We start from the raw sequence: 18,296 nt of genomic DNA on the forward strand, positions 1-18,296 counted from the left end.
CGGCAGCCTAACCAGGCTCACCGACAAGATGCCTGCCGCGCCTGGCCAGGCCGGGTGGGACGGTACCCGGCGACCGGCGCGGCCCGGCCATCGCGGATCAGATCCCCGCGGCGATCTTGAGGAGGGCGACGCCACCGATGATCGCGGCGAACGAGCCGAGCTTGGCGGGGGTGATCTTCTCCTTGTAGATGAGGGCGCCGAGGATGACCGTGCCGATGGAGCCGACGCCGGTCCAGATGGTGTAGCCGACGCCGACGTCCAGCGTCTTGAGCGCCAGGCTCAGGGTGAAGATGCCACCGGCGGCCGACAGCAGCGTGAAGACCGACGGCCAGAGGCGGGTGAAGCCCTTGGTGGCGTTGGTGCCGAGGGCGAAGCCGATCTCGAAGACGATCGCGATGGAGAGGTAGATCCAGGCCATGATGACGTTTCCTTCAGGCGCGAAGTGACAGAGCAGGGTGTTCAGGCCGCGGACGGCTTCTCGGAGGCCAGGCGGTCGGAGAGCTTGAGGCCCAGCACGCCGCCGATGATCAGGACGAAGGCCAGCGCCTTCCAGATGGTGATCTCCTCGCCGAAGATCACGGAGCCGAGCACGACCGTGCCGACCGAGCCGATGCCGGTCCAGATGGTGTAGCCGACGCCGACGTCCAGCGTCTTGAGCGCCAGGCTCAGGAAAAAGATCCCGCCGGCCGCCGCGGCGGCCGTGAGCAGGGACGGCCCCAGCTGGGTGAAGCCCTCGGTGGCGTTGGTGGCCAGGGCGAAGACGACTTCGAAGACGGCCGCTATGAGCAGGTAGATCCAGGCCACTGGGACACTCCTATTTGTATGTATGTGCAAGCTGTTTTCTCGGGAAGGAATGTTGCATGTACATGTATACTTCTGTCAAGCCGGTCCCCGTACGCACGAAGAGGTTCCATGACTCCCGCAGCCCCCGCCCCGGTCCCGGCGCCACCCGTCTCGGACATCGCCGCGACCTGGCAGCGCATCCTCCTCCTGCACGCCCACGTGGAGAGCAAGCTCGCCACCGCGCTGCAGCGACGGCACGGCATCGGCCTGTCCGAGTTCCGCGCGCTCGGCCACCTCGCCGCCTCCCCCACCAACGAGCTGCGCATGCAGGAGCTGGCCGACAAAGTCGGGCTCAACCAGAGCTCGGTGACCCGCCTGGTGTCGCGGCTGAACGCGGCGGACTTCGCCTACCGGGATCTGTGCCCGGACGACAAGCGCGGCGTCTACACGGTCATCACCGAGACGGGCCGGGCCAGATACGCCGAGGCGAACCGCACCTACGAGGAGACGCTGAACGCCGCCTTGGAGGAGGCGGGACAGGCGGACCCGCGACTCGCCGCCGCCCTTGCGGCGCTGGGCGCCGCGCGCTGAGAGAGCGCGTCAGCCCAGCACGTTCTCGTGCAGGGCCCGTAACACGGCGTTGGTGCGGTCGCGGGCGCCGAGTTTGAGGAGGACGGTCGAGACGTGGTTCTTGACCGTGCCCTCGGCGAGGAACAGAGCGCGGGCGATCTCGCGGTTGCTGTAGCCCTCGGCGACCAGCCGGAGCACCTCCAGCTCCCGTTCCGTGAGCGGCTGGATCGGGGCAAGGCCGGTGTCGGCCGGGGGGCGGCGGCGGTGGACGGCGCGGAGGAGGCGGTCGGTGATCGACGGGGAGATCAGGGTGCCGCCGTCGGCCAGGACCCGGATGGCGTGGGTGAGCTGTTCCAGGGTGACGTCCTTGAGGAGATAGCCGCAGGCACCCGCGCGCATCGCGTCGAGGACCAGGGTGTCGTTGTCGAACGTGGTCAGGACGAGGACCGGGGGCGCGTCCGCGGTGCCGTCGTGCAGGGCGGTGAGGGCCCAGATGCCGTCGTGGCGCGGCATGCGCAGGTCGAGGAGGACGACGTCGGGGGTGTGCTCGGCGATGGCCGCCAGCGCCGTCATGCCGTCGTCGGCCTCCCCCACCACCTCGATGTCGTCGGTGAGGTCGAGCAGGCTGCGGATGCCCTGCCGGACGAGAGTCTGGTCGTCGACCACGAGCACGCGGATCATGGCACGGGCATCCGGGCGGTGACGCGGAAGCCGTCGCTGCCGTCGAGCCGTACGTCACCGCCGACCGCGGCGATCCGCTCCGTCAGGCCGCACAGGCCGTTGCCGGGCCTGATCTCGTACGTGCCGCGGCCGTCGTCGACGGAGGTGAGCCGCAGGGTGCGATCCGGAGCGGTCTCGATGCGGATCCGCAGGCGGGTCGCGTCCGCGTGGCGGATGGTGTTGGTGACGATCTCCTGGACGACGCGGGTCAGCGTCATGGTCAGCTCTTCGGTGGTGTGCACGTCCTCGTCGACGTGGACGCTGATGTCGAGGCCGGGGATGTCGTGCACCACGGCGGTCAGGGACTCGCGCAGGTCCGGCGCGTCGGTGCGGAGCCGGCCGACGGTCTGCCGTACGTCGCCGAGCAGGTCCCTGACCACCCGGTTCGCGCGCTCGATGTGCTCGCGCGCGGCGGGGCCGTCGTGGTGCCGGGCGACCTCCAGTTCGAGGGTGAGCGCCGTGAGCTGGTGGCCGATGAGGTCGTGGAGTTCGCGGGCGATGCGCAGGCGCTCGTGGGCGCGGGTGGAGTCGGCGAGCACGACGCTGGCCGCGCGCAGGTCGACGTGCGCCTCGGCGAGCTCGCGGCGCATCCGCTGCTCCCGGATGATCGTGACCGTGCTCAGCAGCGTCGCCGACTGGATCAGCAGGTAGAGAGTCGCGCCGAGGAGCACCCCGGTCGCGGTGGCCTCGGTGCGGCTCGCGGCCAGGCCGATCACGAGGGTGTTGAGGGCGATCACCACCGGCCCGGCCCACCACGGCAGGACGTACGCGCTCAGAGCCGCGGTGAAGACCAGCAGGATCGGCAGCCATCCGGCACCGGGAGCCGCCAGGACCGTGAGCCAGCTCAGGGCCACGGCCGCGCCGTAGGAGATCCGCGCCGGCCACCGACGGCTCTCCACGCTGAAGGCGGCGACCAGCAAGGTGGCCAGCAGCCCGGCGAACAGCACGGCCCACAGGGCGCGGGGGATGGCGGTCTCGGTCCCGCCGAGCAGCGTCGGCGTCCCCACCGCGACGCACATCAGGAGCACCGCCAGACCCGCCCAGGTGTCCGGCCCGATTCGCCGCATGAAATCACTCTAATCGGGCGGTGGACGGCGCCGGGGGTGCCGAAAGTCATGGGTGCGCGGGCTGACGATCGGCACAGGCTCCGGTGGCCCGCCCGCTCCTAACGTCGGGGACATGCCTGGGACATCACTGGCCGTCGAAGCGGACGGCCTGCACAAGCGCTACCGCTCGAAGGTCGCCGTCGACGAGGTCAGCCTGTCGATCCCCACCGGCGAGATCTTCGGCATCCTCGGACGGAACGGGGCCGGCAAGACGACCACCGTCGAGTTGGTCGCCGGCCTCCGGCGGCCCGACCGGGGCACCGTCCGCGTGCTCGGCCTGGACGCGCGACGCGACCGGGCCCGGCTGCGGCAACTCCTCGGGGTGCAACTGCAGGAGAGCCATCTGCACGCCGCGCTCACGGTCACCGAACTGGTCCGCCTGTACGGGACCTTCTACCGCGACCCGCTGGACTCCGGCGAGCTCATCGAGTCGGTCGGCCTGACCGGCTCCCGCGACGTCCGCTTCCAGAACCTCTCCGGCGGCCAGCAGCAGCGGCTGTCCATCGCGCTGGCCCTGGTGGGGCGGCCCCGGGTGGTGATCCTCGACGAGCTCACGACCGGGCTCGACCCGCAGGCGCGCCGCCAGATGTGGTCGACCGTCGAGCGCCTGCGTGACGGCGGCGTGACCGTGCTGCTCGTCAGTCACGCGATGGAGGAGGTCGAGCGGCTGTGCGACCGGGTCGCGCTGCTCGACGCGGGGCGGGTCGTCGCCCTGGACTCGCCCTCGGGGCTCGTCCGCCGGGCCGGGTTCGCCCAGCGGGTCACCTTCGTGGCGGCGGAGCCCGTACCGGAGGGGCTGCTGGAAGGGTTGGACGAGGTCGAGCGGGTGCGCGCCGACGGCGGCCGGGTCGTGGTCGAGGGCCGCGGCGACCTGCTCCAGGCCGTGAGCGTGGCGCTCGTACGCGCCGGCGTCGTGGTGACCGAGACGCGGGGCGAGCGCGCGAGCCTGGACGACGCCTTCGTCGCCCTGACCGGACGCCGCCTGGACAACGACCGCCACGACGACGACCGCGACGACGACGGGCGCATCGACGACGGGCGGCAGGACGACGAGAAGGAGGCGCTTCGATGACGGACATCGCCGTGCACCGCCCCGGGCTCCGGTCCTGGGCCGCGATGCTGACCTGCGAGCTGAAGATGGTCGTCCGCGACACCGCCGGGCTGATCGTGCCGATCGGCCTGCCCATGCTCATCCTGGTGATGAACGCGTCGGCGGCCGGCAATGAGGTCGTCGCGAACGGCCGGACGGCGCTCGACGTCCACGTGCTGCCGCTGGTGTTCACGATGGTGGTGGCCACGACCGGCATCGTGAACATGCCGTCCTTCCTGGCCTACTACCGCCGCAGCGGGATCCTGCGGCGGCTCGCGGTGACACCGGCCTCGCCCGCGATGGTCCTCGTCGCGCAGGTGACCGTGGGCGTGCTGCAGACGGGCCTGGGCATCGCGGCCGCGTGGCTCCTGGCGATGGTGGCGTTCGGGGCGAAGCCGCCGGTGAACGCCGGCGCGGCGATCGGCGTCCTCGCGCTGTCCACGGCCACGATGTACGCCGTCGGGATGATCGTCGCCGCGCTCGCGCCCACCCCGAACTCCGCCGTGGCGATCGGCCTGGCGCTGTTCTTCGCGCTCGGCGCCCTCGGCGGCATGTTCGGCGGCCGCGGCAGCCTTCCCGACGTGGTCGCGTCGGTGGGCGCCTGGCTGCCGTTCGGCGCCTCGGTCCAGGCCATGTCGGCCACCTGGGTGGGCGCGCCCGTGCCACCCGCCCACCTGATCGGCCTGGTCGTGAGCCTGCTGCTCGGCGGTGTCGTCGCGGCCGCCTGTTTCCGGTGGGACTAGCCGGCGGGCCGGCCGGACACGACCAGCCGGCCGCCGGTCGTCGGCACGCGCCGCAGGCGGCGCTACCGGCGCGCTATCGCCGGGCTAACCGGCCGGAAGAGCATCTGGGGTCATGGTTCACGTGCTGGTGGCGAGCCAAGCCCTGCTCGCCACGGTCTTCGTCGTCTCCGCGTACTCGAAACTGCGCAGCCGTGCCGCACTACGGTCTTTCGCCGCCACCCTGCGATCGCTGCCCGGCCCGGCCCGGTTCCCGGCTGCTGGGGCGACGGCGGCCATGGAGGTCGTCGCCGCGGTGACCTTGATCGTGTTTCCATCTGTGGGGCTGGCCGCCGGCGGGGTGCTGCTGATCGCGTTCTCCACGTGGATCGCTGTTTCCCTTCGCCGGGGGCAGCGCGAGGCATGCCAGTGCTTCGGCGCGTCCGTGACCCCGCTCGGCCCGGTGCATCTGGTCCGCAACGGGCTTCTGCTGCTCGTTGTCGCGCTGGGTTCGGTGGCGCTGATGTTTCCCGGCGGCCCGGCAACCGTGGCCGGCCTCGCCCTGGCGGTGCCGGTCGGGCTGGTCGCCGCCATTCTCCTGATCGTCTTTGACGACATCGCCGATTTGTTCATGGAAGCTTCGGGGAGTGCGTGATGCCGTATCTGATCGTTGCCGTCGTCCTGGTCGGCGTGCTGTGCCTGCTGAACCTCCTGCTGACGGTCGGAGTGATCCGCCGGCTGCGGAAGCAGGCCGCGTCAGCGGCATCCCTGCCTCCCATGGAGGACGGGCTCGCCGTCGGGGAGGAGATCCCGGAGTTCGCCGCCACGACCACCGATGGCGAGCCGATCTCCGATGAGCTGATCGACGGGCCCGCCCTGATCGGCTTCTTCTCCCCGTCCTGCGAGCCCTGCAGGGAACTGATGCCGCGCTTCATCGAGCACGCCCGCCGTACCCCGGCCGCCGTGCTCGCCGTCGTCGTCACCGACAGCGACAGCGACAGCGACAGCGACAGCGACAGCGACCAGGAGGCCGTCGCCGACGTCGAACGCCTCGCCGAGGTGGCACGGGTCGTGGTCGAGGCGCCTCATGGCGCCATTCAGGGCGCCTTCCGGGTCGCCGGCTATCCGACCGTCTTCGAGATCGGTGCGGACCGCAGGGTCGCCGACAACAATCCCGTGTTGCCCGCCACGGTCCGCGCATGATCGGAACGGCGAGGGCCGCCGCGGGGGTCGCCCTGCGCGCGGCCCCGGGGCTGATGGCGGTCTATGTCCTGGTGATGATCGTTGAGGCGATCGCGCCGATCGCGGTGGCGTGGCTGACCAAGCTGGTGGTCGACTCCCTGGCGGGACAGGGATCGGCGGCCGAGCTGAGCACCCTCGCGGTGGGGCTGGCCGCCGCGGGCATCCTGCTGACGGTGCTGCCCCAGCTCATGCAGTACCTCAACAGCGAGATGGGCAGGCGGTTCACCACCCAGACCACCACCCAGCTGTTCTCCGCGACGCTGCGGTTCGCCGGGCTGCGACGGTTCGAGGACCCCAGCTTCCACGACCAGCTGCGGTTGGCGAAGAACAGCCTGTCGACGGGACAGGAGGTCGTCACCGGATGCCTGGCGGTGGCGAGCGCGGTGATCACGCTGGCCGGAATGGTCGGCTCCCTCCTGATGGTCAGTCCGGTCCTCACGGGGATCGTCCTGGCGACCGGGGTTCCCGCGCTGGTGGCGCAGTTGCGGCTGTCGCATCGTCGCGCCGCGATGATGTGGGACATCGGCCCGGCCGAACGACGCCAGATGTTCTACGGCGACCTGCTCACCACGATCGCGGCGGCGAAGGAGATCCGGCTGTTCAACAGCGGCCGCTTCCTGCGAGGCCGCATGATGACCGAGTTGCGCACGTCCAACGCCGCGCGCCGCCGGATGGACCTCAAGGAACTGTCCGTCGAGGGCCTGCTGACGCTGCTGGGCTCCGTGGTCGCGGGCGGCGGGCTGATCTGGGCCGTCATCTCCGCCGGCTCCGGCGCGTTGAGCATCGGCGACGTGTCCCTGCTGATCGCCGCCATCGCCGCGGTCCAGGCCGCCCTCAACGGGCTGATCATCGGTATCGCCACTCTCCACCAGGATCTGCTCATGTTCGGCCATTACGTGGCCGTGACCTCGGCCGAACCCGACCTGCCCATCCCCGCCGAGCCCGCGCCCCTGCCCCGGCTGCGCCACGGCATCCAGCTGACCAACGTGTGGTTCCGCTACAGCGAGGATCATCCCTGGATCCTGCGCGGCCTGAACCTGTTCATCCCGGCCGCCGCGTCGGTCGCCGTCGTCGGCCTGAACGGGGCCGGCAAGTCCACCCTCGTCAAGCTCCTGTGCCGGTTCTACGACCCGCAGCACGGCAGCATCACGTGGGACGGCGTCGACATCCGTGACGTGCACCCCGATGATCTGCGGCACCGCATCAGCGGGGTGTTCCAGGACCACATGGCCTACGACATGTCCGCGGCCGACAACGTCTCCATCGGCTTCGTCCCCGCCCGCGAGGACGAAACCCGCATCCGCGGGGCCGCTCACGAGGCCGGGATCGACGACAAGCTCTCCTCCCTTCCTCGCGGGTACGACACCCTGTTGACGCGGACGTTCTTCAGCGAGGACGACAAGGACGACCCCGACACCGGTGTCGTGCTCAGCGGGGGGCAATGGCAGCGCACGGCCCTGGCCCGCGCGATGTTCCGCGGTCACCGCGACCTCGTGATCCTCGACGAGCCCTCCGCCGGGCTCGACCCCGAGGCCGAGGCCGACGTGCACTCCCGGACCCGGCGCCGCCGGCACGGCGCCACCAGCCTGCTCATCTCTCACCGGCTCAACACCGTGCGCGACGCCGACCTCATCATCGTTCTGGAGGACGGCGCCATCCGGGAAGCCGGAAGGCACGACGCTCTCATGGCCGCCCGCGGCCCCTACGCACGGCTCTTCAACCTCCAGGCGACCGGGTACCGCGAGCCGGAAGAGGCGGTGACCCTGTGAGGTGGGTGCTGCTCGCCGCGAGCTGCGCGCTGGCCCTGTTGATCGTGCGGCTGCGCGCGACGTATTCCGTGATCCGGGTCGACGGCGACAGCATGGCCCCCACGTTGACCGACGGAGACCGGCTGCTGGCCCGGCGCGTGACCGCGTCGGCTCTCCGACGCGGTCAGATCGCGGTGGTCCGCGCACCACGATTCGTCGGCGTGACCTTCCTCGTCAAGCGGATCGCCGGATTGCCGGGCGATCCTGTTCCGCCCTCGGTGGCACCGGTGGTGGCCGAAGATCGGGTCCCCGTCGGAAATGTCGTCCTGCTCGGCGACAACAGCGAGGGCAGCTACGACTCGCGGGACCACGGCTACTTTCCGCTCGCCGACATTCATGCCATCACTCGCCGAAGGCTGTCCCCTGGATATGCGGGGCTGTCAGTAAAGGAGACGGCACAGATCAACTGACCGAGTTTCCGAGACCGTGAACGAAGAAATGGAAGAAAAGCGTGAAGATCATAACCGGGCTCGCGGACGTCGCCCTGTCCCTGGTCCTGCCCGAGGACTCTGCCGGCGCCGTCATCAAGTGCTACAACCGACCCATTGGCGGCTACTGGTGGGGGCGGTGCTATTACAACCCCGCCTGCGGCAGCAGGTCGATGAAGGACAAGTACGCGTGCAACTGGGGGCCGGGCAGCACCTTCGGGGTGCGGACCACTCTCGAGCGCAGATGTTGCTAGCCGCGTAGCGACCACACCGGGGCCGGACAGTTCCCTTCAACAGGAGCTTGTCCGGCCCTTTCATGTGCGCAGCTGCTGTACGCCGCCTGCCATACCTGGAACATACCGGCGATCAGCACAATGTCGATCGGAGGTGCACGATGTTCCAACTGTTGGGACGCTTGGCGGTGGTCGACGGCGGGGGCCGCGCGATCAACGTCCGAGCCGCGAAGCAGCAGGCGATCCTCGCCGTTCTCATGCTGCGTCCGGGCGGAGTGGTCAGCGTGGATCGGCTGATGACGGAGCTCTGGCCGGACGAGCCGCCGGCGACGGCGAGAGCGAGTCTGCAGACGTACGTCTACCGCCTGCGACGCACTCTGGCGCCGCTGGCCGCCCACGGCGTCGACCTGACCACTCTCGGGAACGGCTACACCCTGGTCGTCCCGGACCGGGCGGTGGACATCAGGGCCTTCGAGCAGCGCTTCACCCGGGGATCGCAGGCGCTGACCGCGGGCAGTCCGGCGATGGCGGCCGGGCTGCTGCGGGAGGCGCTGGACATGTGGCACGGCCCGCTGGCGCCGGAGATCGACGTCGAGACCGTCCGCTGCGAGCGCCGCCGCCTGGACGCGATGCACCTGACCGCATCCGAGCTCTGGGTGGAGGCCGAACTGCGGCTCGGCCTCCACACCGGGGTCATCCCGGAGCTGGAGCGCCTCGTCGAGGCCCACCCCTTCCGCGAATCCCTGTGGGAGATGCTGCTGCGTGCCCTGGCCGGGCGCGGCCGCCGGGCCGAAGCGCTCGCCGCCTACCGGCGCATGCGTGACATCCTCAGCACGGAGCTCGGCATCGAGCCGGCCGACCACCTACGCCGGCAGCATCAGGAGATACTCCGAGGCGCGTCGCTCTAGCAAAGAAAGTGCCCTCTGGCCGGCGCCGGCCAGAGGGCTATCCCTTTACCTACCTAGGCGCACTGCTTTTTCCAGTAGGGCGAGCAGTCGCTCCTCCAGCACTTGAAGTAGGCACAACAAATGCTGCCGGTGCAGGTTGTGTGGTCGAGAATGCAACGTGCGGTGCACGCGGCCTGCGCATCGCCGGCCGGTACGACGAAGGCGACGATCCGGTCCGCCAAGGCAGTGATGGATTTCACGTGTCTCACCTTCTCTCCGCCCGGTTATTCGCACATGGTGACCGTGCGATAGGTGCAGTCCCTGTTGTAGCACCGCATCTTGTAGCACCCGGTGTTCGGGTCGTAGCTGATCTGCACGCACCTCGGGACGCACGCGGCGTCAGCCTTGACCGTGGGAATCAACCGGTCGATGAGCTTGTCCAGCATTCCGTTTCACCTCCTTTCCTGTCTCGGGGTTCAGTGGGCGCGGATTTCACGGGGAGTTGTCTCGTGATATCCGCGGGCTTGTAGACGGAAGAGACGGGCGTAGGTGCCGTCCACCGCCATGAGTTCGTCGTGGCTCCCCCGCTCGGCGACGACCCCGTCCTTCAGGACGACGATCAGGTCGGCGTCCCGCACCGTGTTCAGCCGGTGGGAGATGAGCAGGCTCGTCTGGCCGGAGCGGTGGTGGCGCATCCGGGCGTGCACGTCGGCCTCGGCTTCGGGGTCGAGACCCGAGCTCGGCTCGTCGAGGATCATCAGGTCCCGTCCGTCGCGGAGGAAGGCTCTGGCCAGGGCGGTTCGCTGCCACTGGCCGCCGGAGAGCACGACGCCGGTCGAGGAGTCCTCGCGGTCCTCCTCGCTGGTGAACATCCGGGTGAGCAGCGTGTCGTAGCCGCGGGGAAGGAACGCCAGCAGCTCGTCCACCCCGGCCTTCCGCGCGGCGGCGCGGATCCGGTCCAGGTCGTCACGGGCACCGACGTCTCCCACGCCGATGTTGTCGCGGGCGGAGAAGTCGTAGGCCATGTGGTCCTGGAAGACGCCGCTGATCCGCTCCCGCAGCGCCTCCGGCCGGACCTCGCGCAGGTCGGCCCCGTCCCAGAGGATCGCTCCCCGGCTCGGGTCGTAGAACCGGCAGAGCAGCTTGACCAGCGTGCTCTTGCCCGCGCCGTTGAGCCCGACCAGTGCCACGGCCGCGCCGTACGGGACGAGCAGGTCGACGCCGCGCAGGATCCAGGGATGGTCGTCGCTGTACCGGAACCACACGTCGCGCAGTTCGATCCCCCGGCGCAGCGGCGGCAGCGGCGCGGGGCCGGGCGGCACGACGAGGTCGGGCTCGGCCCTGACCACCGCCACGTAGTGGCCGAAGAGCCGCAGGTTGTGATCGGTGATCGCGATGCCGTTGACCAGGGTGTCGAGCCCGCCCTGGACGGCGACGACGGCGACGGTGAACATCGACACGTCCCCGACGGTGAGCATGCCGGTCCGGGCCGCGGCGATGGCCCAGACGAGCCCGCCACCGGCCACCACGGCGGACAGCAGGGCGAGCGCCCCCTCCGCCGACAGCTCCTTGCGGTCCATCCGCCGCTTGGCCGCCTGAGCCGTCGACAGCTCCGCCATGAGGCGGCCGCGCAGGAATCCGCCCAGGTTGAAGAGCCTGATCTCCTTGGCCGCCTCGATCGTGCCGAGCAGGGTGCTGTAGAAGAGCTGCCGTCTTTCCGCGGGGCCGATCTCCCACATCATGGTCGTGCGCCGGCGGGACAGCTTCAGCTGCGCGATGAGTGCCGGCACGGCGGCGCACAGCACGATCAGCGTCATGGCCGGGCTGATCACCAGCATGGACCCGACGAAGCCGATCACGGTGACAGCGGAGCGGACCAGGCCGAATGCCTCGGTGACGATGCTGTCCGCCCTGGACGTCCCCTCCTGGGCCAGGCGCAGCCGGTCGAGGAAGCGGGGGTCCTCGAAGGGCCGGAGCCCGGGAAATCGTGCCGTGGCCGCGAAGAGCCGGTCCGTCGTGGTGGCCGCCATGGCGCGGCTGATCTCGCTGCCGAGGTACCGCGAGGCGTGCGGCAGGATCGCGGCGGCGACACCGGTACCGGCCAGCCCGGCGGCCAGGCCCAGCAGCTCCGGCAGGGAGGCCGTCCCGGTGAGGCCGTCGATGACCAGCTTGGTCAGCCAGGCCACCGCGACCGGCGTCGTGGCCGTGCCCAGCAGGGTGAGCGCATACCCGATCATGGGACCGGCGGCGCCGCTCCAGCAGATGGCCGCCGCCGCACGCGCGGAAGCGGTCAGGCGCACCCCGTCAACGGCCATGCTGCCGCTCCAGCTTCCTGACGGTGACGGCTTGGAGGTCGCCGGCGTGGAAGAAGCCGTGCTCGCGGGAGTCGAAGCTGACCTCGGTGTTGTCACCGATCAGGACGAACCTGCCGGCCGGGACGACGTCGTCGGCGACGACCCTCCGTACCCGCTCCGGGACCGGATCGCCGGGCAGGGCGGCGACACGTTTGATCAGGAAGTCGCCGCCGATTGGGTGCGGGCTCGAGACGACGGCGATCTGCCCCTTGCGCAGCGCCGCCAGGTCCGTGCGCCGGGCCAGCAGCCGGTCCCCATGGGTCAGCGCCGGGGCCATGCTGTCGCCGCTGACGCGGATCACCAGGTACGTCGCGCGCAGCCGTACGGCCAGCAGGGCCAGACCCGCGAGCCCGCCCGCCGCCGCGAGGAACGCCGGCCTCACGACGCCTTGACCTCGGCGGGCAGGGTGTGCGGCAGGGTGTGCGGCATGGTGTGGCCGCCGCTGACGACCGTGTCCCCGGCGTCGATCGTGACGACCGTCGGGTACGCGTCGACCTTGGGCGCGAACGGGAGCAGGCCCGCGCGGCTGCGCGGCCTGGCGAACGCGGCATCGGCGAGCACTGCCCCGACAGGGACGCGGCACGCGACGATCAGGAGATCCACGTCCTGGATATTTCGTGATCCCGCTAGCCCTGCCCTCGCGCGCCGCTAGCCCGGCCGGGTCAGGGGTCGCCCACGCGGAGGGCGGCGTCGAGGTTGCGGCGGCGGCTCATGGCCGTGTGCACGTACGCCCCGAACACGGCGCACAGGCCCAGCCCGGCCGCCAGCGCCACGGGCGCGAGCAGGCCCGGCGTGTGATCGGCCACGGGCAGGCCACCGGCGAATGCGGACATGTCCACACCTGGCCCGAGCGCGGCCGGCAGGCCCATGCCCAGGGCCATGCCCACCGGCGCCGTGACGAGGACGACGGGCAGCAGCTCCAGCAGGGTCAGCCGCCGGGCCTGCCGGTCGGACAGCCCGAGCGTACGCAGGAGCGAGACCGCCCTGGCCCGCCCGTCCGCCCCGGCGGCCAGCGACAGGACGATCGCGACCAGTGCGTACGCACCCAGCGCCACCATCACCACGACCATCGTCGTGCGGACCGTTCCGGTGAGCGGGTCTGCCCGGATGGCCGCCAGCGCCGCCTCCTGCGTCTCGACGGTGGCCGACGGGACCAGCCGCGCCAGCTCGGCGGGCGGGATGTCGCCCTTGATGAGCAACGTGTTGGCCGCGGGCCAGGGCAACACCTCCTGCGGCACGAGGAGGAACTGCCCGCTGGAGTAGAACCCGGGCACCGCGTCGATCACGCCCTGGGCGGTGAGCCGTACCGGTGACAACCACCTGATCTCGAAGGCACCCCGGCTGCCCAGCGCGGGCGAGACCAGCGCGGACGTGCCTCCGGACAGCGCGGGCAGGCTGATGGGCGCGTCCTCGTTGACCCGCCGCCACTGCGCTAGGTCCACGGCGACGGCGTACGGCCACTCCCCCGTGGCCCCGATCTGCACCCGGCCCGTCAGTGCGAGCGCCACCTTCTCGACGCCGGGGGTTCGGCGGACCCGCTCGATGGCGTCGGGCGGGATGTTCGCGACCGACGTCAGCTTGATCGGCGCACCCACCTTCTGCCAGGACGCCAGCCGCTGCGTGGTGGTGATCCCGTCGTGGACCACCGCGGCGAACACCGACAGGCTCAGCGCGGGCAGCAGGATCAGCACCGGCAGCGCGCCCACGGACCGCTCCCTGGCAGCCCTGGTCAGCCCCAGGAACGGCACGGCCGCCCGCCCCCGAGCGGCCAGCCGGACGAGCAGCCGCAGCGGGTACGGGTAGCACCGCAGGGTGATCAGCGCGGCCGCGAGCGTCAGCGCGACCGGGATCAGCAGCAGGAACGGATCCTGCTGCGCGGTGCCGGACGGCCCCCGGGCCCGCAGCAGGTACGCCCCAGCCGACGCGAGCACGACGACCAGCGCCTCCACCGTCACCCGCCGCGCGGACGGCCGGACGGTGACCAGATCGGCACGGCGCTCCCGCAGCGGCGTGCGATGCGCGAGCACCAGGCGCACCACGGCGGAGGCCACGGCGATGACGACCACGACCGCCGGTCCGAGGTGCACGATCGGCAGCACGGGCCCCGGCAGGAGGAACGACAGGGCGTACCCGGCAAGGGCCGCGGGCCCCACCGTGAGCGCGGTCAGCGCGGCCCCGGCCGCCACCACCTGCCACAGCGCGGCGCCGCGCGCCCGTGCCAGGGCCAGCGTGCGCTCCATCCGGTCGGTCAGCAGCCGCCCGGCCAGCGCGATCACGCCGAGCGCGACCGCGAACAGGCCGCCGAGCACCAGGTACATGACGGTCTGCGCGGCGGACAGCACGGCCAGGAAACCGGCGAGCAACTGGGGCAGCCCGGTGACCATGCGGTAGCCGGTGGTGCCCGTCCCCTGGACGTCCACCTGCCGCTGGAACTCGGCGACCGCGGCTTCGACGTCCGGCACCTCCAGGGCGCTCGCGGCCCGCCCGTCGAGGGGGAGGACCCAGCGGTAGGTCAGGGTACGGGCCTTGTTGGTCAGCGCGCTCAGCCCGTCGTCCGACATCAGCGTCGTGGTGTGGAGCTCCTCCGGCCCGTCCGTCGGCACGACCCTGGTGACGTGCAGGACGTCGGCGTCGTGGCTCCAGGAGCGGTCGGCCGGGTCCTTGGCCCGGAAGACGCCGACGATCTTGGCGGCGGTGTGCACGCTCTCGCCGAGCATCCTGGTCTGGCCGACGCGCAGCCCCATCCGGGCCACGGCCTCCTCCACGACGCCCACCTCGATGACCGGGATCGTCGCCCCCCGGTACCGCATGGTGGACGGCTCGCCGGGCGCGCGGCCCCGCACCCAGTCCACGCGCCGGGCGGCGTCGGACAGCCAGCCGAGATTGACGAAGGTCCGGATCCCGCTCGTCCCGCCGGCGGGCGTGCGGTAAGTCTTGGCGCTGAGGTGGCCGCCGGGCCCGATCAGGGGCCGCAGCGCCGCCGGGATGAGCCGGCGCCAGTGGAGGTCGCCGCTCTCGAACTCCGCGCGTGAGTGCAGCTCACCGGCGGGCAGGGCCGGATCCCCGGCGACGGTCAGGTCGGTCCGCACCGCCTCGGCCTCGGTCAGCGACCGGCGCAGCGCGTCGTCGAACGACGCCTGCATCGTCCTGGGCAGCCCGGCGACGAGCAGGCAGGCGACCGCCGTCAGCACGACGAGCAGCGCCGACGTACCCGCGTGCGCCCGGACGCCCAGGGGGATTCTCACCGTTCCTCCATGGTCTGCCCCCGCCACATGCGCCGGGCCAGCCCGGCGACGATCGCGACCAGCACCGCCGTCACCAGGGCCAGCATCGCGGCCACGGCCGCCCACGGGAGGTGGAACAGCACGCCGGGCGTGACCGCCGACGCCTGCCCGGTCAGTACGACCCGCGGGACCACCAGGTTCCCGACCACCACGGCGAGCCCGGTGCCGGACGCGAGCGACAGCCCGATGACGAACGCCTGCTCCGTGGCCAGCATCCCGAACACCTGGCGGGAGCCGGCGCCCAGCGCCCGCAGCACGGCGAACTCGGCCCGCCGCTCCCGCGCCGCGACCACGGCGTTCACCAGGAACCCGAGCACCGCGAACCCCAACGCCGCGGCGAACCCCAGCGTCAGCCCGCCCTGCAGCGCGGCGGCCAGCGGATCGTCGCGCAGTTCGGCCGCCAGCTCCCGCCGGTCCACCGTGGTCACGTCCCATTGGGGGTTGCGGCGGAGGATCTCCCGCGCGGGCGCGGAGTCGGCGGTGGCGAGCCACCATTCGGTGGCGGGCCGGGACGGCTGCGCCGCGGCCAGCTCGTGCGCCTGCAGCGTCTCCCAGTCGGCGAGCACGGCCTGCTGGTCCGGGGCGCTCGTGGGCATGCTCGTCACGATGCCCACCACCTCGATCCGCAGGACCCGGCCGGCGAAGCGGACGGACCCGCCCTGCCCGACGTCCAGCTCGAGAGCGGCGGCCAGGCCGGAGGTGACCACCACGGGCAGCGGCCGGTGCTCCCGCGACGGCCCGAAGGCGATCACGCCACGCGGATGAGCGACGGCCCCGGCCACCGGCACGTCCCGGCCGTCCGCGCTCAGCCCGGTCAACCTCAGCCCGGTCGACCCCAGGCCGGGCTGCTCGCCCGCCACGAGGCCGCGTACCGACAGCGGATAGGCGATCGTGCCGGCCCGTCCGGCCAGCGGAGCCAGGTCGAGCCCGATCCGGTTGCCGCCCTCCCGCAGCTCGCCGAGCGGCAGGTCGCGCCACACGCCCAGCGCGTCGGACAGCACCAGCCGGGCCGGCACGGCGGCGGGTGAATCGGCCCGCACGGTGAGGGCACGCGGCCGTCCGGGCAGCTCCAGCCGGCCCGCCCGGTCGCCGGCGAGGGCCACGGACAGCTGCGCGACCGTCCGCGCCGACAGGTCGGGGCGCAGGCGGAACAGCTCGCCGAACCGGCTCGCGTCCAGGGCGAGAAGCAGCGCGCTCTCGCCGCCCACCTCGGTCGGTGCCCGGAAGGCGGGCGAGGCGGCGGTGACGCCGGGCAGCGCCGTGAACGCCGTGCCGCGGCCGAGCACCCCCAGCTCGGGCCCCTCGGACGGCCCCGACAGGCGCAGGTCGGCCGCCGCCTGGTGATCGGCCTGATCGCGTTGCGAGGCCTGCCAGGTGGAGGTGGTGGCCATGGAGACGACGCCGATCGCGATGGCCAGGGTCAGCAGCAGCGCGGGGCCGGCGTACTTGAGCGGCCGCCTGCTGACCTGCCAGGCGCCCAGCGCGGGGGCGAGGGTGGGCCGGTGCGAGGTCAGCCGCTCGGCCATCCGCGACACGCGCGGCACCAGCCGCAGCCCCAGCAGGCCGCCCGCGAGCAGGGCCAGGGCCGGGCCGGAGATGATCAGCGGGTCGATGCCGAGCCCGCCCGCCGCCGTCGCGGTGACCGGCGCGCCGTAGCGCTGGAGCTGCCAGATCGCCAGGGCGGCCACCGCCAGCAGCGCCAGGTCCGCGCCCGCCCCCTGGACCAGGCCGCGCCGGCCGCCACGGCCGCGCGCCGACTGCTCCTCCACGTACGTGCGCCGCGCGCCCGCCACGGCCGGCAGCGCCAGCAGGACGGCCGCGGCCAGCGCCACCCCGAACGAGACCAGGAACGTCCCCACGTCCGTCACCGGCGTCAGCCGCACCCCCGAGGACCTGATCCAGGGCAGCAGGCTGATCAGAGCGAGCACCGGCGGCCCCAGGAACGGCGCCACGACCGCGCACGGGACCGCGACCAGCAGCGCCTCGCCGCCCGCCAGCGCCGCCAGCCGAGCCGTGCCCGCGCCGCGCGAGCGCAGCAGCGCCATCTCCATGCGGCGGTGGTCGGCCAGCAGCCGAGCGGTGAGCATCAGCGCGTACCCGGCCAGCACCAGCAGTTGCAGCACCGGGATCAGCATGGTCGAGCGGGCCACCAGGGACGCGGTGTCGAGCTGGGTGAGGAGCTCGGGCAGGTCGCCGGCGGTCAGGCAGGTCGCGCAGCCGGCCGCCGACAGCCGTTCGCCCACCCGGCCGGCGGCCTCCGCCAGCGGGCGCAGCCGCTCGGGCGTCAGCGCGCCGAGATCCGGCTCGGCCGCCCAGACGGCCCTGACGCTGGTGGCGAAGCGCGCGACGAACGTCTCCTGCGCCACCATCAGGGGCCCGTACGTGGTGTACTCGCCGCGCTCCATGCCCCGGCTCAGCAACTCCTCACCGGCCCACCGCTCGCCCACGGGGTCGTCGAGCCGGAAGACGCCGACGACGCGGACCCGGACCGGGCGCCCGTCGAGCCGGGCCTTCGTGACGAACTCCCCGCCGAGCTCGAACCCGGTGGCCGCGGCCGCCGACTCCGAGATCGCCGCCTCCACGGCCTGCCCGCCGGTCCGCGGCCACCTGCCCTCGACCGGCCGGGCGTGCCGGTCGAGCCCGTCGTGGCTGCCGAACCGCAGCAGCTCGGGCAGTTCCTTGCCGTCCTGCCCCGGCATGACGTACGAGTCCGAACGCAGGCTGGTGGTGACGGCCGGCGGCGCTCCATAGGTGGCGGCGAGCTCGTCGCGCACCATCCGGTCGTACCGCGGGAAGGTCGTGGCGTCGACCTGGGCGCTGATGGTGGTGGTCGTCTGGCGGTACGAGGCCGTCTCCATCGCCCTGCGCACCCCCGCGCCGGCGATGGCGGAGGCGTACATCGTCAGCGCCACCAGCGTGGTCGTCGCCAGCAGGATCGACCCGAACGCGGCCAGGAGGAGCAACGGCTCGTCAAGGGCCCGCTTGACGACCAGCGGCACCCGCATTCCTTCCCTCCTTCCCCCGCTGATTAGACCTTCGGCGGCGGGCAGGGTCGCGGCAAGGGCGGTGACG

20 protein-coding genes are annotated in these 18,296 nt (G+C 72.1%); 9 read left to right on the forward strand and 11 right to left on the reverse strand.

Annotation, left to right across the window (positions count from 1 at the left end):
• Positions 1-97 precede the first annotated feature (97 nt).
• Entirely contained in the window at positions 98-418 is a 321-nt protein-coding gene (locus ACBJ59_RS15905) for a multidrug efflux SMR transporter (protein WP_364132038.1), read from the reverse strand.
• A 41-nt stretch (positions 419-459) separates the two neighbouring features.
• Positions 460-804, reverse strand: a complete 345-nt coding sequence (locus ACBJ59_RS15910) for a DMT family transporter (protein WP_375110977.1) — start codon at positions 802-804, stop codon at positions 460-462.
• 108 nt (positions 805-912) lie between these two features.
• On the opposite strand from ACBJ59_RS15910, the gene ACBJ59_RS15915 reads away from it, so the two are divergent.
• Complete coding sequence (locus ACBJ59_RS15915) at positions 913-1,374, forward strand: MarR family winged helix-turn-helix transcriptional regulator (protein WP_375110978.1); 462 nt, start codon at positions 913-915, stop codon at positions 1,372-1,374.
• Positions 1,375-1,383: 9 nt separating this feature from the next.
• Here ACBJ59_RS15915 and ACBJ59_RS15920 read toward each other — a convergent pair whose 3' ends face one another.
• The gene (locus ACBJ59_RS15920; RefSeq protein ID WP_375110980.1) at positions 1,384-2,034 is read right to left on the reverse strand and encodes a response regulator; all 651 of its coding nucleotides are present in this window, start codon (positions 2,032-2,034) and stop codon (positions 1,384-1,386) included.
• Positions 2,031-3,140, reverse strand: coding sequence for a sensor histidine kinase (locus ACBJ59_RS15925; protein ID WP_375110981.1), 1,110 nt, complete (start codon positions 3,138-3,140; stop codon positions 2,031-2,033). The genes ACBJ59_RS15920 and ACBJ59_RS15925 overlap by 4 nt, the downstream gene beginning before the upstream one ends.
• A 112-nt stretch (positions 3,141-3,252) precedes the next feature.
• Here ACBJ59_RS15925 and ACBJ59_RS15930 point away from each other — a divergent pair, with 112 nt between their 5' ends.
• The 8 genes from ACBJ59_RS15930 (at position 3,253) to ACBJ59_RS15965 (ending at position 9,607) form a co-directional block, all read left to right on the forward strand.
• On the forward strand, positions 3,253-4,251 hold the full coding sequence (locus ACBJ59_RS15930) for an ABC transporter ATP-binding protein (RefSeq protein ID WP_375110982.1): 999 nt from the start codon (positions 3,253-3,255) through the stop codon (positions 4,249-4,251).
• Positions 4,248-5,012 carry an ABC transporter permease gene (locus ACBJ59_RS15935; protein ID WP_375110983.1) on the forward strand — a complete coding sequence of 255 codons (765 nt, stop codon included), beginning with the start codon at positions 4,248-4,250 and terminating at the stop codon, positions 5,010-5,012. The genes ACBJ59_RS15930 and ACBJ59_RS15935 overlap by 4 nt, the downstream gene beginning before the upstream one ends.
• 112 nt (positions 5,013-5,124) lie before the next feature.
• Positions 5,125-5,643 (forward strand): MauE/DoxX family redox-associated membrane protein, encoded by a 519-nt coding sequence (locus ACBJ59_RS15940; RefSeq protein WP_375110984.1) that lies wholly within the window; start codon positions 5,125-5,127, stop codon positions 5,641-5,643.
• Entirely contained in the window at positions 5,643-6,191 is a 549-nt protein-coding gene (locus tag ACBJ59_RS15945) for a TlpA family protein disulfide reductase (protein WP_375110985.1), read from the forward strand. Before ACBJ59_RS15940 ends, ACBJ59_RS15945 begins: the two co-directional genes overlap by 1 nt.
• The gene (locus ACBJ59_RS15950) at positions 6,188-7,999 is read left to right on the forward strand and encodes an ABC transporter ATP-binding protein (RefSeq protein ID WP_375110986.1); all 1,812 of its coding nucleotides are present in this window, start codon (positions 6,188-6,190) and stop codon (positions 7,997-7,999) included. Before ACBJ59_RS15945 ends, ACBJ59_RS15950 begins: the two co-directional genes overlap by 4 nt.
• Before the next feature lie 5 nt (positions 8,000-8,004).
• Positions 8,005-8,448: a S26 family signal peptidase gene (locus ACBJ59_RS15955; protein ID WP_375110988.1), complete on the forward strand. Its 444-nt coding sequence runs from the start codon at positions 8,005-8,007 to the stop codon at positions 8,446-8,448.
• Positions 8,449-8,489: 41 nt separating this feature from the next.
• Positions 8,490-8,720 carry a hypothetical protein gene (locus ACBJ59_RS15960; protein WP_375110989.1) on the forward strand — a complete coding sequence of 77 codons (231 nt, stop codon included), beginning with the start codon at positions 8,490-8,492 and terminating at the stop codon, positions 8,718-8,720.
• Positions 8,721-8,872: 152 nt separating this feature from the next.
• Positions 8,873-9,607, forward strand: a complete 735-nt coding sequence (locus ACBJ59_RS15965; protein ID WP_375110990.1) for a BTAD domain-containing putative transcriptional regulator — start codon at positions 8,873-8,875, stop codon at positions 9,605-9,607.
• Between the two features lie 53 nt (positions 9,608-9,660).
• Here ACBJ59_RS15965 and ACBJ59_RS15970 read toward each other — a convergent pair whose 3' ends face one another.
• Genes ACBJ59_RS15970 through ACBJ59_RS16000 form a run of 7 tightly spaced genes read right to left on the reverse strand, consistent with a single transcriptional unit; the run spans position 9,661 to position 18,229 of the window.
• Positions 9,661-9,846, reverse strand: coding sequence for a hypothetical protein (locus ACBJ59_RS15970; protein ID WP_364132054.1), 186 nt, complete (start codon positions 9,844-9,846; stop codon positions 9,661-9,663).
• A 24-nt stretch (positions 9,847-9,870) separates the two neighbouring features.
• Complete coding sequence (locus ACBJ59_RS15975) at positions 9,871-10,032, reverse strand: hypothetical protein (RefSeq protein ID WP_375110991.1); 162 nt, start codon at positions 10,030-10,032, stop codon at positions 9,871-9,873.
• A 30-nt stretch (positions 10,033-10,062) separates the two neighbouring features.
• Positions 10,063-11,901 (reverse strand): ABC transporter ATP-binding protein, encoded by a 1,839-nt coding sequence (locus ACBJ59_RS15980; RefSeq protein ID WP_375110992.1) that lies wholly within the window; start codon positions 11,899-11,901, stop codon positions 10,063-10,065.
• Complete coding sequence (locus ACBJ59_RS15985; protein ID WP_375110993.1) at positions 11,891-12,322, reverse strand: S26 family signal peptidase; 432 nt, start codon at positions 12,320-12,322, stop codon at positions 11,891-11,893. Before ACBJ59_RS15985 ends, ACBJ59_RS15980 begins: the two co-directional genes overlap by 11 nt.
• Entirely contained in the window at positions 12,319-12,543 is a 225-nt protein-coding gene (locus ACBJ59_RS15990; protein WP_375110994.1) for a hypothetical protein, read from the reverse strand. Before ACBJ59_RS15990 ends, ACBJ59_RS15985 begins: the two co-directional genes overlap by 4 nt.
• Before the next feature lie 59 nt (positions 12,544-12,602).
• Complete coding sequence (locus ACBJ59_RS15995) at positions 12,603-15,185, reverse strand: FtsX-like permease family protein (protein WP_375110995.1); 2,583 nt, start codon at positions 15,183-15,185, stop codon at positions 12,603-12,605.
• Positions 15,182-18,229, reverse strand: coding sequence for an FtsX-like permease family protein (locus tag ACBJ59_RS16000; protein WP_375110996.1), 3,048 nt, complete (start codon positions 18,227-18,229; stop codon positions 15,182-15,184). Before ACBJ59_RS16000 ends, ACBJ59_RS15995 begins: the two co-directional genes overlap by 4 nt.
• Positions 18,230-18,296 lie beyond the last annotated feature (67 nt).

It is taken from the genome of Nonomuraea sp. MTCD27 (genome assembly GCF_041950495.1).
Lineage (GTDB): Bacteria > Actinomycetota > Actinomycetes > Streptosporangiales > Streptosporangiaceae > Nonomuraea.

What these genes read in the sequence shown, in the direction of transcription:
- ACBJ59_RS15915 (WP_375110978.1), top strand. Translation starts at nt 913, where the DNA reads ATGACTCCCGCAGCCCCCGCCCCGGTCCCGGCGCCACCCGTCTCGGAC.
- ACBJ59_RS16000 (WP_375110996.1), bottom strand. Translation starts at nt 18,229, where the DNA reads ATGCGGGTGCCGCTGGTCGTCAAGCGGGCCCTTGACGAGCCGTTGCTC.
- ACBJ59_RS15930 (WP_375110982.1), top strand. Translation starts at nt 3,253, where the DNA reads ATGCCTGGGACATCACTGGCCGTCGAAGCGGACGGCCTGCACAAGCGC.
- ACBJ59_RS15925 (WP_375110981.1), bottom strand. Translation starts at nt 3,140, where the DNA reads ATGCGGCGAATCGGGCCGGACACCTGGGCGGGTCTGGCGGTGCTCCTG.
- ACBJ59_RS15950 (WP_375110986.1), top strand. Translation starts at nt 6,188, where the DNA reads ATGATCGGAACGGCGAGGGCCGCCGCGGGGGTCGCCCTGCGCGCGGCC.
- ACBJ59_RS15945 (WP_375110985.1), top strand. Translation starts at nt 5,643, where the DNA reads ATGCCGTATCTGATCGTTGCCGTCGTCCTGGTCGGCGTGCTGTGCCTG.
- ACBJ59_RS15980 (WP_375110992.1), bottom strand. Translation starts at nt 11,901, where the DNA reads ATGGCCGTTGACGGGGTGCGCCTGACCGCTTCCGCGCGTGCGGCGGCG.
- ACBJ59_RS15940 (WP_375110984.1), top strand. Translation starts at nt 5,125, where the DNA reads ATGGTTCACGTGCTGGTGGCGAGCCAAGCCCTGCTCGCCACGGTCTTC.
- ACBJ59_RS15920 (WP_375110980.1), bottom strand. Translation starts at nt 2,034, where the DNA reads ATGATCCGCGTGCTCGTGGTCGACGACCAGACTCTCGTCCGGCAGGGC.
- ACBJ59_RS15935 (WP_375110983.1), top strand. Translation starts at nt 4,248, where the DNA reads ATGACGGACATCGCCGTGCACCGCCCCGGGCTCCGGTCCTGGGCCGCG.
- ACBJ59_RS15905 (WP_364132038.1), bottom strand. Translation starts at nt 418, where the DNA reads ATGGCCTGGATCTACCTCTCCATCGCGATCGTCTTCGAGATCGGCTTC.
- ACBJ59_RS15975 (WP_375110991.1), bottom strand. Translation starts at nt 10,032, where the DNA reads ATGCTGGACAAGCTCATCGACCGGTTGATTCCCACGGTCAAGGCTGAC.